This window comes from Candidatus Solirubrobacter pratensis (assembly GCF_000425945.1).
GTDB lineage: Bacteria > Actinomycetota > Thermoleophilia > Solirubrobacterales > Solirubrobacteraceae > Solirubrobacter > Solirubrobacter pratensis.
Map to the genome: position 1 here is coordinate 87,468 of NZ_AUEK01000017.1, position 15,214 is coordinate 102,681.

A 15,214-nucleotide genomic window follows, 5' to 3' on the forward strand; every position below is an offset into this window, starting at 1 on the left:
GGCGCCATCGCGTCGGCGGGCTTAGCCGCGGGATTCGGGGTCGGAGCCGACGTCGGCTGCGCGCGCTCGGGCCTCGCGCGGCGCTTCTCCCTCGGCCGGGAGTGGTTGGCGGGCGACGTGTGCTCGCTTGGCTCGCCGGCGAGCCGGCCGTGGACGAAGGAGCAGCCGGCGCCGGCGCAGCCGCAGGGCTCGGCACGAGCTCGGTCGGCGTGGCGCTCGGTTCCGCTCGGTCGGCGTGGCGCTCGGTTCCGCTGGGCCGGCGTGGCAGTGGACTCGGGCACCAGCGCCGTGGCGTCCGGCGTCGGCGTCGGGTCGCCCTCGGGCCGCTCGGCCGGCATCGTGCCGGGAGCCGGAGTCGCCGAGATCGCGGGTGCCTGCGCGTCCGCCCCGGCGCCGAAGCCGGTGGCGAAGATCCCCGTGCCCAGCAGGCCGATCCCGAGCACGCGCCTCGAGCGCGCCGAGCGCAGGCGCCGCCCGGGCGCCGGCCTCGCCGCCGGCGCCCTGTTCCGCTCCACGGCCATCGGGCTTACCGGAGACCGATGTTGACGAAGTACGTCTGGCCGTCGTCGAGCTTGACCCCGATCCGGTGGTAGTAGCCCTTGCCGGCAGGATCCGTGCCCCAGTTGTACATGTACTGCTGGTTCGTCCCGTCCCAACGGTATGTGGCGGCGCCGTCGGCGACGACTGAGTAGGCGGCCTCGCTGACCGGCGCCGTCATCGGGCTGCCCTTGGCGGGCACCTCCCAGATCGGGGCGGTCGTCGCCTGGACCGTGCTCCCGTCGGCACGCTTGAGCTGGAGCTTCACGGGCACGGTGCTCCCGGCCTTGAAGATGCTCGTCGTCGTGTCGACCTGATGCGCGGTGTCGTTGATCGGCTGCAGGAACCCGTCGAAGCGGTAGATCACCCGGTAGGTGCCCGTCAGCGTCGTCGTGTTCCCCGCCTTGTCCGTGGCGGTCGCGGTGTAGGCGAAGTCGCCTACACCGTTGGCCTTGCCTCCGGCCGTGGTCACCGAGCAGGCTCCGGCGCCGGAGAAGCCGTCCTGCGCCGAGCACGACGGGACGGGGACGGCGCCGAGCGTGTAGATGCCGCCGTTCTTGATCCCGCTCAGCGTGATCGCCGGCTTCTCCTGGTCGATGTCGATGCCGCTCACCTTGGCCGTGGCCTTGTTGCCGGCGAAGTCGACGGCCTCACGGGTGACCGACTGACCGGCGCCGTTGGACGTCAGGGTGACGTCGTCCGGGCAGACCGCGACGTTCGACCCGTCGTCGGAGCAGGTGAAGTGGACCTTCACCGGCCCGACATACCAGCCACCGGCGCCGAGCTGGCCGCTGACGACCGCCCCGGAGATCGTCGGCGCCGTCTTGTCGAGCTTGACCAGGACGGAGTCCGTGCCACGGTTGCCGGCGACGTCGAACGCCTCGCCGTTGACCGTCAGCCCCGCCGTCTCGCCGGCGACGGTGACGTCAGGGGTCGTCTTGCCGGGGTCGACGCCCGAGCCGCCGTCGTTGTCCTTCGCGTCGAAGTGGACCGTCACGTCGGACCGGTTCCACTGGTCGGCGTTCGGCGAGGGGGCGAGCGTGTGGGTGACGATCGGCGCGATGTTGTCGTACTGCAGCGACACGCCGTTCTGGGGCTCCTGGTTGCCCGCCTTGTCGACCGCGTAGAACGTCACGCCGGCCTCGCCGCTGCCGTCGAGCGCCACGTTGACGCTCTTCGTGGCGCCGGCGGCGACCTGCTCGGCTCCGCCGTTGACGCGGTAGTGGATCTCCTTGACGCCGGAGAGCGCGGGCTGGTCCGTCGCGGTGAGGACGACGGTCGCGGACGAGCCGGTGCACCAGCCGTTGGTCTTCGTGCACTGATTGGCGGCCACGGTCTGCGGCGGGAGGCCGTCGATGTTCAGCCCGCCGACGGTCTTGCCGGCGCTGTTGTTGCCGGCGTTGTCGGTCGCCGGGTCGCTGCTGACGCTCTGGCCGGCGCCGTTGCCGCTGACGAGCTTGTCGCTCGGGCAGCCGGCGACGCCGGACAGGTTGTCCGTGCAGCTGAACCCGACCACGACGGCGCCGCCGTACCAGCCGTCGTTGTTGGGCTGGGACTTCGGCGCGCCGGTGATCATTGGCGCCGTGCGGTCGATTCTGATCGCGCTGACCGACGAGGCATCGCTGACGTTGCCGGCCTTGTCGGAGACGGTGACCGGGCCCGCGCCGAGGTTGTCGCCCTCGCCACCGATCGTGCTGTCCGCGGGCGAGGTTGCCGGGTCGATCCCGGACAGCCCGTCCTGGCCGGTCCAGTGGATCGTGACGTCGCCCCGGTACCAGCCGGCAGCGTTCGCGTCCGTCGTCGGAGCTGCCGTCAGCGTCGGCGCGGTCAGGTCGATGTTGATGTCGTTGAGGTCGGCGCCGCCGTGGTTGCCGGCGTTGTCCACGGCCTCACCGTGGGCCGACTGGGCGGCGCCCTCGCCGGAGAGCGTGACCGGATCCGAGCAGCCGCCGATGCCGGATTCGTCGTCGTTGCAGTCGAACGTGACCGTCACAGGCGTGTTGTTCCAGCCGAACCCATTGGCCGTCGGCGTGGGGTTGCCGACGATCGTCGGGGGGATCCCGTCGATCTTGAGCGTGATCGAGTGGCCGGCGTCGGAGTGGCCCTCCACGTTGCCCGCTTTGTCGACGCTCCAGAACGTGATCGCGTGAACCCCCTTCTCGCCGAAGTCGAACGGAGAGGAGTAGTCCTGTGCCGCGCCGCCGTCGACGCTGTAGTAGGTGCGGTCGACGTGCGACAGGCTGTCGAGGCCGTTCAGGGTCACCTTGACCGCGGCGGCGTACCAGCCGCTCTCGAGCGGCTCGGCGACATCGGAAGTCGTGGTCGGCGCCATACGGTCGATCTTGATCCCGTCGACCGTGCGGGTGGTCGTGTTGCCCGCCTTGTCGTTCACCGTCGCGATCGCCGAGAGGTTGCTCCCCTCGCCGTCCACGGTGCTGTCGGCCGGCGTGTCGCCGTCGAGGCCCGAGAGCTCGTCCGAGGCGGTCCAGGCGACGGTGACGTCGCCGCGGTACCAGCCGTTGCCGTTCGGCGCCGTGGTGGCCTCGCCGCTCAGCGCGGGCGAGGTCTTGTCGACGTCGATGCCGCTGACGCCGTCGGTCGCCGTGTTGCCCGCCGCGTCGGCGACGGTCGCGCTCGCGGACTGGTCCTTGCCCTCGCCGAGCGTCTTGGCCGCAGGACATGTGTCGACGCCGGAGAGCGCGTCGCCGCAGGCGAAGCTGACCGTGACGGCGCCGTCGTACCAGCCGTTGGCGTTCGCGGGGCGATCGACGGACGCCTTGATCGTCGGCAGCGTGCGGTCGATCGAGACCTGGGCGGGATCGCTCGCCTTGTTGCCGGCATTGTCGATTGCCTCGCCGCTCGCGTTCTGGTCGGCGCCCTCATCGGAGACGACGCGATCGGGGCCGCAGCTCTTGATGCCCGACAGCGAGTCGGCGCAGCTGAACGTCACGCTGACGGCGTCCTTGAACCAGCCGTTCGCGTTGGCGCCCGGCGCGAACGTGTGGGTGATCGTCGGCGACGTCTTGTCGATCCGCACGCTCACGTCCTTGCCGTCCTCGACGTTGCCGGCCTTGTCGACGCTCCAGTACTCGAGGCTGTGCACGCCCTCGTCCGAGAGCGAGACCTGTGTGCCGTCCTGCGTGCTCCCGCCGTCGACGCGATAGTGGGTCGCGGCGACGCCGGACATGGCGTCGTTGGGCGTCAGGCTCACGATCACGTCGACGTTGTTCCAGGCGTCGACGGCCGAGGCGTCGGTGTTCGGCGCTGTCTTGTCGATCTTCACCGTCGGGCTGTCGGCGACCGTCTGGTTACCGGCCCTGTCGGAGACCGAAGCCGTGGCCTTCAGCGCCTGACCTTCGCCGGCGACGGTGCTGTCGGCGGGAGCGGTCGCGATGCCGGAGAGCGCGTCGGCGGCGGTCCAGTGGATCGTGACGTTGCCGCGGTACCAGCCGTTGTCGCCGAGCGCGCCGCCCGCGACCGCGCCGGTCAGCGTGGGCGGCGTCTTGTCGACGTTGAGCGGACTGACGCTGGTCGTCGCCGAGTTGTCCGCGTTGTCGACCGCGGTCGCCGTGACCGACTGGTTCGCGCCCTCGGTGGAGAGGACCTTCGTCCCGCCGCCGGTGCAGCTCTTGATGCCCGAGAGCGCGTCCGCGCACGTGAGGCTCACCGTCACGTCGCCGTTGTTCCAGCCGTTCGCGTTCGCGGCGGGGCTGCGCGTGCCGTCGATCGTGGGCGCGGTCTTGTCGAGCTTGACGGTGACCGAGCCCGACCCCTGGTTGCCGAGCCGGTCGGTCGCGGTTGCGGTCTTGGTCGCTCCGGCGGTGTTGGAGGTCACCGAGTCGGTGGCGGGCGCCGCGGCGCCTGCGACGCCGGAGCCGGCATCCGTCGCCGACCAGGTCAGGGCGACGTCGCCGCGGTTCCAGCCGGCCGCGTTCGGCGCCGGAGAGACGGCGCCCGTCACCGTCGGCCCCATGTTGTCAAGCTCGTAGACCGCGGTGCCTGTATTCGTTTGCTTCGTGCAGACGTTGCTCTTGTTGAAGTCCTCGCCGATGACAATGTTCACCGTCTGCAGGCCATTGCCCGCCGGCGCGGTGAGCGCGGGGAAGGTCCACGTCGACTTGGGGCTAGCCGACGTCTGGACATCGGTCTGCACGCCGCTGATGCTCACGCACTTCGTGTCCGGGGAAGTCGTGACGGTAAGGGTCACCCTCTGCCCCTGCCTGGCGTAGAGCTTTCCGCCCACGATTGCAGTCCCCGGACCGCCGCTGAACGCCGCGCCGGTCACCGACGCGCCGAGCGCGCTGCTCCCTACGATCGCCAGCGCTGCTGACGCCCCGACCGCCGCGAGCAGGCTGAGCCTGCGGAGCCGGCGACTATTGCCCTTCGCTGACATCGATCCTCCTGATCGTTCGAGAGCAGGCATCCCGCCCACCTCCTCCAAGCTTGCTGCCGAGAGTCGCCCGTCCGCTCGCCACCGGCAAGAGGCCGTCCGGCCACTCGGCGTTCAGATGCATGAACGCGTGCCTCAGCCGAAGACGACGACGGCGGCATCGAGGTCGTCGGCGCGACGCATGACGGGGCCGCAGGTGCTGCCGCTCATCGAGCGCCGCCGGCCCGAGGTCGTCGGGGGCGCGTCGCCGGCCATGGCGACGCTCGGTGTCCCTGCGGCCTGGGAGTCCAACCAGGCTGTCCACCACTCTGGTCCGGGCTCGCCCCCTCCGCGATCGTCCGGTAGTACGTTGTGCGTTCAAGCACATGAACGCGGCCGGATCCCACTCGCGCGTGCTGGTCGCCGAGTCGGCCGCGCCCATTCGCATGGGCCTCCGCGCCGCCCTCACGGAGGGCGGCTTCGAGGTCGGCGCGGACGCCGCCACGGCGGACGAGGCGGTCGAGACCGCGCTGGCGGGCAGCTTCGACGTGGGCCTGATCGACGTCGAGCTGCCGGGCGACGGGATCGACGCGGTGCGCCGGATCGCGGCGCGGCTGCCCGCGATGCGGCTCGTCCTGCTGACCCGGCGCCCGAGCGGCGAGGAGTTGCTCGCCGCCGTCCTGGCCGGCGCCTCCGGCTACCTCGGGAAGGACATCAGCGCCGCCCGCCTTCCCGCGGCGGTGCGAGGCGTGCTGGCAGGCGAGGTCGCGCTGCCGCGCCGCTATACGCACCACCTGCTCGACGCGCTGCGGGGTCGCGACGTCCGCCGGGCGCTCGTGGCGGCGCGGACGAATGCCGCGCTGACCGACCGCGAGTGGGAGGTGCTGCAGATGCTGGCCGGGGATGCCTCGACGGCCGAGATGGCGCGCGGGCTCGGCATCTCGGAGGTGACCGTGCGCCGCCACGTCTCCACGCTGCTGGCCAAGCTCGGCGTGAGCGATCGCGCGAGCGCCGCGGCGCTGCTGCGCCCCGACGCGCAGGGCTGACGCGCGGGCCGGCGTGTCAGCCAGACAAGGACCGGTCGCCGTCGACCAGCCCTTCCTGCGCCGCGTACACCGCGGCCTGCACGCGATTGCGCACAGAGAGCTTCTCCATCAGCCGCGAGACATGGTTCTTGACCGTGCTCGAGCTGATCTGGAGCCGCTGCGCGATCTCGGCGTTGTCCCAGCCCTGGGCCAGTAGGTCGAGCACTTGACGCTCCCGCTCGGAGAGCACGGGTGCGGGCGCCGGCGGCTGTGCGCGGGTGGAGGAGCGAAGCCGCTCGACCAGCCCGGCCGCGACCCGCGGCGCGATCGGCGACTCGCCGGCCAGCGTCGCTTCGATCCCCGCGACGATGTCAGGCATCTGCGCGTCTTTGAGCAGGTACCCGGATGCACCGGCCACGAGCGCCTCGAGCACCTGCGCGTCGTCGCTCAGGGCGCTCAGCATGACGACGACAGTGCGGGGATCGTGCGCGAGCACCTGTCGCGTCGCCGCGATGCCTGATATGCCGGGCATGTCGACGTCCATCAGGACGACGTCGGCCGGGAACGTGCGCAGGCGGCACAGCGCGGCTTCACCGCTGTCCGCGTCCGCGACCTCGAATCCCTGGTGCTCCAGCAGGAGCCGCAGGCCGGAGCGGAACAGATCGTGATCGTCGACGATCAGCACCGCGCCTCGGCGCGCGGCCGGGGCGTGTGCCGCGGGAGCGCCGCCTGTCGCCTGCCATGCCATACCGCTCCGTTGAGCGGCCGGTCCGGCCGGATCTTGAACGGCGCAGGGCCGGCAAGTCACGGTCATTACATGTCGCCGGCGGGCGCCGGCCGCAGCGTGTCCCCGTGGCGCACGCCGCGCCGAGCCGCCTCACCCGCCGCGAGCTCGAGCACGGCACGGGCTCCGCGCGACCCCGCGACGCGGCCCCGGTCCGAGCGTCCGCTCGATCGCGACGACGCGCAGGTCCCCGTCGAGGAACACGGCGTCGATCGCGAAGCGCATGAAGAACGTGTGGGGATCGAGGGAGCCGGGGTCCGCTTCCGCTCAAGATTCGATGCGCGGCGTCGATCACTTCGGGTGAAGAGACCGATGGCCAGGAGCGCAATGACGGACCGAGCGGAAGCCACCATCGCCGGCAGCGGCGTGCGGGTGCTGGTCGTCGATGACGACGGCGGGGTTCGCGCGGGGCTGCGGGCGCTCTTGGAGCAACACGGATTCGAGGTGGCTGCGGAGGCCGGCGCGGAGGCCGCTCTGCGGCGCATCCTCTCGTTCGCGGCCGACGTCGCGCTGGTCGATGCCGACATGCCAGGCATGTCGGGCGTCGAGGCTACGCGGCGGCTCGTCCGGCGCGTGCCGGCGACGCGCGTCGTGCTGCTGACCGTCGCAGCCGACGACGACGGCGTGCTCGAGGCCGTCTGGGCCGGGGCGTCGGGCCTGCTGCTCAAGGACGCGGAGGTCGACGAGATCGTCGCCGGCGTGCGCGCGGTGGCGACCGGGCACGTGGCGTTCGACGGGCGCGTCACCGGCGCGCTCGTCGCGGCGGCGCGCAGGATGGCGGCGCCGGCCGAGTTCGCGCGCGAGCCGGTCGCGGTGGCGCTCTCGGCGCGTGAGCGCGAGCTGCTCGAGCTCGTGGCCGAAGGCCTGGACAACGCGGCGATCGGGCAGCGGATGTTCGTCAGCCCCAGCACGGTCAAGAGCCGCGTGTCCCGGCTGTTGGCCACGCTAGGGGTCCACAATCGCGTCCAAGCGGCCACGTACGCCGTGCGCCACGGCATGATCGGCAGCGAGCACCGCGCCGCGGCCTGAGTTGCCGCGCTCATAGGGAAGCTATCGCGCGGACACTCGAGCGTCCGTCCGGACGCCGTCCTGCTCATCCGCGCCCCGCTCGACGCGCCGGGAAACGTTGTTCCCCGTGTATCCCCCGTCGCCCCGAGAACGGGGCTTGGTCCCCGAATTGCACCGTCCGCGGAGTCTTGTCTGTCGACCGCCACCGGCTGCCTCCGAGCCGAGGCCCGTGCGCAGAGCCACATACCGCTCTGCGGCGGATCGCGACATCGCCGCGGAGCGGTCACAGCGGCCGTTGAGTCGCCATACCGCCGGCTCGTGGATCCACAGCCGACGCTCAGCTCGGCGCGGGCGTCCCCGAGCGTCCTGCTCGCGCCGGCTCCCGGCATCCGCGGTGAACACGGCGCCGGACCGAGCGTAGGCACGGTGCCCGATGGGTGTTAGCGTCCGATCGTGTCGGGACGGAGGTAGCCGTGTCCTCCCACGTCACACCCGATCGTGAGCGCGTCGCGGAACTGGCCGGCGAACAGACCGCGTTGCGTCACATAGCGACGCTCGTCGCGCGCGGCGTGCCGGCGGCCCAGATCTTCGATGCGGTCGCCGAGCAGGTGGGGCTCCTCCTGGGAGTCGAAGCCGCAGGGGTCGAGCGCTTCGAACGGAACGGAGAGGGCACCGTCGTCGGCCGCTGGGGGCGGCTGGCGGGTGACGCGTTTCCGGCCGGCCGCCGGTTCAAGCTCGACGGCAACAGCCCGATCATCGTCAACGGGCATCTCTGGGGTGCGCTCGTGGCCGCATCGTCCCGGCCCGAGCCGCTGCCGGCGGACGCCGAGTCGCGGACCGCGCAGTTCACCGAGCTGGTGGCCACGGCGATCTCCAAGGTCCATGCGAGCGTCGAGGCGGCACGGCTGGGCGAGGAGCAGGCGGCGCTGCGGCGGGTCGCAATCATGGTCGCGCGGGGGGACACCCAGGAGCGCGTCGAGAAGCTGCGATCGCAAATGCGCAGAGCCGCGCGGCGCTCGCCGCCTCGGAAGCGCGCGCTCACAGCCTGCCGAAAGAACAGGCGGGGTTGCGCCGGGTTGCGACCCTCATCGCCGAAGCTGCGCAGCCTGACGACGTGCTCTCGGCGGTGGCGCAAGAGGTGGCGAGTGTGTTCGGTGTGGAACTGGTGACGGTCTGTCGGTACGACGCCGACGACATCGTCGTCCTCAGCTCTGTCGGGGTTCCCGCGTTCCCCGCGGGGAGCCGCTGGTCGCTCGAGATCCCGAGTCTCCCCGGCTCCATCCACGCGACCCGCGGCCCCATCCGAATCGACGATTTCACCGACGCCGCAGGCCTCGATGCACTTGCACGCGACGCGGGCGTCAAGGCCGCGGTCGGCGTCCGATCCTCGTCGAGGGAACCGTCTGCGGGAGTATCAACATCGCGTCCACGCAGGACGAGCCACTCCCCGCCGGCGCCGAGGAACGCCTCGCCCGCTTCACCGAGCTCGTCGCGACGTCGATCTCGAACGCGACCATGCGCTCCGGGCTCGCCGCCTCCCGCGCCCGGATCGCGGCAACGGCCGACCGGGAGCGCCGCCGCGTCGTGCGCGAGCTGCACGACGGCGCGCAGCAGCGGCTCGTCCACACCATCATCACGCTCAAGCTGGCACAGCGTGCCGAGGACCAGAAGGAGGCCAGGGCGCTGGTCGACGACGCGCGCCAACACGCAGAACAGGCAAACGCCGAGCTGCGCGACCTCGCCCACGGCATCCTCCCGTCCGTCCTCACCCGCGGCGGCGTGGGCGCGGCGGTCGGGGAACTCTGCTCCCGGACGTCGATCCCGATCGAGATCGACATCGCCGTGGACCGCCTCCCCGCCGCGGTCGAGGCGACCGCCTACTTCATCGTGGCCGAAGCGCTCACCAACATCGACAAGCACGCCTGCGCACACCGCGCCGAGGTCACCGCCCGCATGCGCAACGCCACGCTCGAGATCTGCATCGGCGACGACGGAGCCGGCGGCGCACGCCCTGACGGCAGCGGGCTCGTCGGTCTCCGCGACCGCGTCGAGGCGCTGGGCGCAACGATGACCATCGACAGCCCCGACGGGCGCGGAACGACCCTCATCGCAACGCTCCCGCTCGACGGATGAGCGACCGGCTTCGAGTCGGAGTCACAGGCGCAAGTGCGCGCCTTGTGCGGCAAGGCGCGCGATCTGCGTCTCCTGCGGGGTCAGCTGGTCCAGGGTGTCCGGGGTGCGCTTGCGGGCGCGCTCACCGGTCGCCTCCAGCTCGAGCCGTGCGCGCTCGGCGAACGCCTCCATTCCGGTGTCTCTGAAGAACTCGTGGGTGGTCCGCAGCTGCTCGCGAGCATCTCGACGTCGGCGCTCACGCCGGAGCACTCGCCGTAGAGAAGCTTGCGTGTGTGCGACCGAGCCTTCTGATCGCCTCCACGTAGAGCTCATCGGCCTCATCGCCATCACTGAGCATGAACAACGCGATCAAGCAGGCCAACCACAGCCACCGGGCGTCGTCCGGTGACAGGTCGGCCTCGGGCTGGAACGCGTTGAGCGCCTCCGTGAGCAATGGCGCCCCCGCCGTATGGCGCTCGGTGGCCCGCACCGCCAACCCCTGCAGGAGCCGATCAGACGGCTGCGGCGTCTCTGGCGCCGGGCCGGCAAGGCCCCGCGGGGTTGGCGCGACCGGAGTGCTGAGGCGTCGAGGACGGTCTGGTTGAGCCGCTTGGTGCCCGCCCGCAGATCGCTGAGCGTCTCATGCTCGGCTCCCCTGATGACCCCCCGATGAGGATCTAATCGCTCTACGTGCAAGGCCGCGGCGCGCGCTCGAGCGTAAGCCGATGGCGTGTCTCAGGACCGCGCGCGCTGCGTGCCACGTGCCCTCGCGCGACAATTCACCGGCGGGCGGCGGAAGCTCTGCTGGGTGATCCAATTCGGGTCAATTGTCTTTGGCAGGACAGGTCATTCCCTCCCCCTGGAAGATCCCCGTTGCGGGCTTGTCCGGACTCCGATAAGACCGCGGCCTGCGGCGCTGCCACAGCCGGGTCAGGACGACGAGGAGGAGAGGGATGAGGACGCTATTGATGGCGGTTGCCGTCCTGGCGGCGGCGTTGGTGCCGTCGTTGTCGCACGCTGCACCGGCGACGACCAACCTGGCATTGGGTTCCGTGGCGAGCGCCAGTTCGCAGGAGAGCTCGGCCCAAGATTCGCCAACACGTGCGGCGAACGAGCCGCTCGCGAGTACATCGCACACCGGCTTCACCAGTCAGCCGTTCCACTCGGGTGACGGCACTCACCACTCCAGGGAAGGTAGGAAAATGCGGCACCAGCGAAACCAGAATCACGTCGGTGGGGTCGGCGGTATCGGCCGATCACCATCACAGCCTCACCCGGCCGGTTCGGCGTGGCTCAGCGACCGTACCCACCGAGATGCGACGCGCCCCAGCGCGACGGGAAGGCGACAGGCGGTCCGATGACTGCTCGACCTCGCTTTCCCCGCAAGGGGCGCGGCGCGATCGCGGTCGCGGCCATCACTCTCGCGACATGCACAGGAGTGCAGCCTGCATCGGCCGCGCCTTGGTCAGGCGTGGCGCCGGCCGCATTCCGGTCGCTCTCCTCGTCGTCTGCGCCGACGCCGCCCGCAGGCTGGACGACGACGTTCAGCGATACCTTCGACGGCGCAGCCAACTCGGCCCTCGACGACGATTGGATATACGACACCGGCACGGGCTATCCGGGCGGTGCCGGCAACTGGGGCACCGGCGAAATCGAGACGTCGACCAACTCGACCGCCAACGTCTACCACGACGGCAACGGTCATCTCGTCATCAAGCCGATCCGGGATGCGCAGGGCAACTGGACGTCTGGCCGGATCGAGACCGCGCGCACCGACTTCGCCGCGCCCGCCGGCGGTGCGATGGAGCTGACGGCCACGTTGCAGCAGCCCGACCCGGCCAACGCGCTCGGGTACTGGCCCGCCTTCTGGGCGATGGGCTCCGCGGCTCGCGGCGTGGGCGCCACCAACTGGCCGAGCATCGGCGAGATGGACATCATGGAAGATGTCAACGGGCTCTCGCAGGTCTCGCACACCTTCCACTGTGGCGTCTGGAACGGTGGCCCGTGCAACGAGACCAATGGCATCAGCAGCGGCCTGCTGCCTTGCTCAGGCTGCCAAGCGGGGATGCACACGTACTCGCTCATCATCGACCGCACCGACCCCAGCGCCGAACAACTGCGCTTCTACACCGATGACGCGCTGGAGTTCACGGTCAATCAGAACCAGGTGCCGGCCGCCACATGGACCGCGGCCGTCGACCATGGCTTCTTCATGATCCTCGATGTCGCCATCGGCGGTCAGTATCCGCAGAAGGTCTGCAACTGTGCCCAGCCCACGGCGAGCACGACCTCCGGCGCGCCGCTGATCGTCGACAGCGTGTCCGTCTTCACCAAGCCCAGCGCCGGCACGGTGACGACACCGATGATCACGCCGGCGGGCGGCACGTTCACCGAGAGCCAGAAGGTGACGATCGCCGACGAGACCGAGGGGGCGGCCATCCACTACACGGAGGACGGAACCACCCCGACCGCGAGCTCGCCCGTGTACACCGGCTCCCTCACCGTAGACACCACGACCGTGTTGAAGGCCATCGCCACCAAGGTCGGCATGGGCACCTCCGCGGTGGCGAGCGAGACCTACAGGATCTGCTCGACGGCGTGCGCCGCCGTGCCGGACTTCGGCCCCAACGTCCACGTCTTCGATCCGAGCATGTCGAGCGCGACCATCCAGGCCGAGCTGGACAGTCAGTTCGCCGCGATGAAGGACACCCAAACCGCCCAATTCTCCGACAAACGCATCGCCGACCTCTACATGCCCGGTACCTACAACGTCAGGCACGACGTCCCCTATTACACCTCCGTGGCGGGCCTCGGGCAGAACCCGGATGACGTAACGATCAACGGCGACGTGACCGTCGATGCGTTCAACGCCAGCGATCAGGGCCAGGCCCTGCAGAACTTCTGGAGGTCGGCCGAGAACCTGTCCATCAATCCGTCCAGCGGGGCCGACCGTTGGGCGGTTGCCCAGGCGGCGCCGTTCCGCCGGATCGACGTCCACGGCAACCTGCAGCTCTACCCCGCCAGCTACGGCTACGCGAGCGGTGGCTACATCGCCGATTCTCGGGTCTCGGGCGAAGTGTCGACGGCGTCCCAGCAGCAGTGGTACTCGCGCGACAGCCAGTACGGCAGCTGGAACGGTGGCGTGTGGAACATGGTGTTCTCCGGCACGACAGGTGCGCCGGCGAACACGTTCCCGAGTCCCCCGGAAACGACATTGGCCAAGACGCCGGTGAGCCGAGACGTCCCCTACCTCTACGTCGATGACAACCGCAACTTCCGCGTCTTTCTCCCGGCGCTGCGCACCGACGCCTCAGGCCCAAGCTGGGCCAACGGCAACACGCCCGGTACATCGCTGCCGATCAGCCGCTTCTACATCGTCAAGGAAGGCGACACCGCGACGACGATCAACACGGCGTTGTCGGAGGGCTACAACCTGTTCGTGACGCCCGGGGTCTACCACCTCGACAAGACAATCGAGATCACCAAGCCCGACACGGTGGTCCTCGGGATCGGCTATCCCACGTTCGTTCCCGACGGTGGCGTCGACGCGATGCACGTCGCCGACGTCGACGGCGTCCGGCTCAAGGGCCTGTTGTTCGACGCGGGCACGACGAACTCCGACGCGCTGGTGACCGTCGGCACGGCCGGGGGACGCGCGAGCCACGCCAGCGACCCGGCGACGATCCAGGACGTGTTCTTCCGCATCGGGGGAAGCATCGCCGGCAAGGCCACCAACAGCCTCGTCGTCAACAGCAACGACACCCTCATCGACCACATCTGGGCTTGGCGCGCCGACCACGGCAACGCCGGCACCGTCGGCTGGGCCGTCAACACCGCCGACACCGGCCTCATTGTCAACGGCGACAACGTCCTGGCGACCGGCCTGTTCGTCGAGCATTACCGCAAGTACCAGGTCGTGTGGAACGGAGAGAACGGCAGGACCATCTTCTTCCAGAACGAGATGCCTTACGACGCGCCCGACCAGGCGGCCTGGCAACACGGCGGAGTGAACGGCTACGCGGCCTACAAGGTGGCGGACACGGTGAAGACGCACGAGGCCTGGGGACTCGGCAGCTACATCTACACGAACGTCAACCCGGACCTGCACGCGGCGAATGCGTTTGAGGTTCCCGACACGCCCAAGGTCGTGATGCACGACCTGCTGACGGTCTCACTCAACAAGGCCGGCACCATCGACCACGTCATCAACGGTGTGGGGGCACCAGTCACACCCACACACGCCGGTCCGACGAACGTAGTCAGCTACCCCGCCAGCGCTACGGTTGCGACCCCGACGTTCACCCCGCCCGCCGGAAACTATCTGCAACCGCAGTCTGTGACGATCACCGACGAGACGGCCGGGGCGAAGATCTACTACACCACTGACGGGTCGACGCCGACCGCCTCCTCGAAGCTCTACACCGGCCCGGTCAACGTCGCCGCGACGGAAACGATCAACGCGATCGCCAACACGGACGCCGCCGGCGACTCGGCGGTCGCCACCGCGGCATACGTCATCGGCGACCCGAGAGCGGCCGACTACAAGCAGGGCGTCAGCCAGCTCAGCGCCACCCAGGCGCAGATCTCGTTCACGCCGACCATCCCGGCTGCGTTCGTCGACATTCACTACGTCGTGAACGGCGGTCCCCAGCAGAATCTGCGCATGACCAACACCGCCGGCACGTGGACGCAAGGCGTCAACGGCCTCACCGCGGGCAGCATGGTGACCTACTGGTTCACCTATGAGAAGAGCGGACAGCAGTTTGACACTGTCCGGCTCACATACACGCAGGGCGCCCCCAGCGGCGCCGTGGCGATGCCGACGTTCACGCCGGCCGGTGGGTCATACCCGTCAGCGCAGTCTGTGACCATCACCGACGCGACGGCCGGGGCGAGCATCCACTACACGACGGATGGATCCGCCCCAACGACCTCGTCGACCATCTACACGGGTCCGATCAACGTCGCGGCGAGCACGACGATCAAGGCAATCGCCGTCAAGGAGGGCCTGAGTGACTCGCCGGTCGCTAGCGCGGCGTACGTCATCGGCGACGTGACGTCGGCGGATTTCACGCAGACCGCCACCCAACTCGCGGGGACCCAGGCCCAGATCTCGTTCACGCCGACGACCCCTGCCGCGTACGTCGACATTCACTACGTCGTCAATGGCGGCCCTCAGCAGAATCAGCGCATGACCAACAATGCCGGCACGTGGACGCAAGTCGTCAGCGCCCTCGCGACCGGCAGCGTGGTGACCTACTGGTTCACCTATGAGAAGAGCGGAGCGCAGTACGACAGCGCGCACTTCACATACACGCAAGGCTCGACCCCGACCCCGACCCCGACCCCGACCCCGACCCCGACCCCGACCCCGACCCC

At 70.0% G+C, this 15,214-nt stretch carries 11 protein-coding genes and 2 pseudogenes; 8 read left to right on the plus strand and 5 right to left on the minus strand.

Annotation, left to right across the window (positions count from 1 at the left end; all coding sequences use genetic code 11):
• The first annotated feature begins 261 nt into the window (after window positions 1-261).
• On the plus strand, window positions 262-546 hold the full coding sequence (locus H958_RS46580) for a hypothetical protein (protein ID WP_156028146.1): 285 nt from the start codon (window positions 262-264) through the stop codon (window positions 544-546).
• Here H958_RS46580 and H958_RS0122115 read toward each other — a convergent pair.
• The gene (locus H958_RS0122115; RefSeq protein ID WP_156028148.1) at window positions 527-4,930 is read right to left on the minus strand and encodes an OmpL47-type beta-barrel domain-containing protein; all 4,404 of its coding nucleotides are present in this window, start codon (window positions 4,928-4,930) and stop codon (window positions 527-529) included. The genes H958_RS46580 and H958_RS0122115 overlap by 20 nt on opposite strands.
• A gap of 362 nt (window positions 4,931-5,292) precedes the next feature.
• Between H958_RS0122115 and H958_RS0122130 the strand changes: the two genes are divergently transcribed.
• Window positions 5,293-5,952: a LuxR C-terminal-related transcriptional regulator gene (locus tag H958_RS0122130; RefSeq protein WP_028060245.1), complete on the plus strand. Its 660-nt coding sequence runs from the start codon at window positions 5,293-5,295 to the stop codon at window positions 5,950-5,952.
• 16 nt (window positions 5,953-5,968) lie between these two features.
• Here H958_RS0122130 and H958_RS0122135 read toward each other — a convergent pair whose 3' ends face one another.
• Window positions 5,969-6,616, minus strand: a complete 648-nt coding sequence (locus H958_RS0122135) for a response regulator (protein ID WP_028060246.1) — start codon at window positions 6,614-6,616, stop codon at window positions 5,969-5,971.
• 426 nt (window positions 6,617-7,042) lie between these two features.
• Here H958_RS0122135 and H958_RS0122145 point away from each other — a divergent pair, with 426 nt between their 5' ends.
• The 4 genes and pseudogenes from H958_RS0122145 (at window position 7,043) to H958_RS39520 (ending at window position 9,856) form a co-directional block, all read left to right on the plus strand.
• On the plus strand, window positions 7,043-7,744 hold the full coding sequence (locus H958_RS0122145; RefSeq protein WP_028060247.1) for a response regulator: 702 nt from the start codon (window positions 7,043-7,045) through the stop codon (window positions 7,742-7,744).
• Between the two features lie 452 nt (window positions 7,745-8,196).
• Window positions 8,197-8,892, plus strand: coding sequence for a GAF domain-containing protein (locus tag H958_RS39515; protein ID WP_156028154.1), 696 nt, complete (start codon window positions 8,197-8,199; stop codon window positions 8,890-8,892).
• Window positions 8,889-9,044: pseudogene (locus H958_RS49160) on the plus strand (hypothetical protein); the annotation flags it as partial. The gene H958_RS39515 and the pseudogene H958_RS49160, both read left to right, overlap by 4 nt.
• Before the next feature lie 194 nt (window positions 9,045-9,238).
• Window positions 9,239-9,856 (plus strand): sensor histidine kinase, encoded by a 618-nt coding sequence (locus H958_RS39520; RefSeq protein WP_051324672.1) that lies wholly within the window; start codon window positions 9,239-9,241, stop codon window positions 9,854-9,856.
• A 21-nt stretch (window positions 9,857-9,877) separates the two neighbouring features.
• On the opposite strand, the gene H958_RS47775 is transcribed toward H958_RS39520, so the two are convergent.
• The 3 genes from H958_RS47775 to H958_RS46595 all read right to left on the minus strand — a co-directional run bounded on the left by H958_RS47775 (window position 9,878) and on the right by H958_RS46595 (window position 10,982).
• Window positions 9,878-10,027 carry a hypothetical protein gene (locus tag H958_RS47775; protein WP_196807492.1) on the minus strand — a complete coding sequence of 50 codons (150 nt, stop codon included), beginning with the start codon at window positions 10,025-10,027 and terminating at the stop codon, window positions 9,878-9,880.
• 64 nt (window positions 10,028-10,091) lie between these two features.
• On the minus strand, window positions 10,092-10,325 hold the full coding sequence (locus H958_RS0122165; protein ID WP_028060249.1) for a hypothetical protein: 234 nt from the start codon (window positions 10,323-10,325) through the stop codon (window positions 10,092-10,094).
• A 333-nt stretch (window positions 10,326-10,658) separates the two neighbouring features.
• Window positions 10,659-10,982 carry a hypothetical protein gene (locus tag H958_RS46595; protein WP_156028156.1) on the minus strand — a complete coding sequence of 108 codons (324 nt, stop codon included), beginning with the start codon at window positions 10,980-10,982 and terminating at the stop codon, window positions 10,659-10,661.
• Window positions 10,983-12,173: 1,191 nt separating this feature from the next.
• Here H958_RS46595 and H958_RS49165 point away from each other — a divergent pair.
• Both H958_RS49165 and H958_RS49170 read left to right on the plus strand, forming a co-directional pair.
• Window positions 12,174-14,105 (plus strand): annotated as a pseudogene (locus tag H958_RS49165) (chitobiase/beta-hexosaminidase C-terminal domain-containing protein); the annotation flags it as partial.
• Window positions 14,106-14,171: 66 nt separating this feature from the next.
• Window positions 14,172-15,214, plus strand: a 1,043-nt coding sequence (locus H958_RS49170; protein ID WP_407641161.1) for a chitobiase/beta-hexosaminidase C-terminal domain-containing protein, incomplete at its 3' end; no start/stop codon positions are given.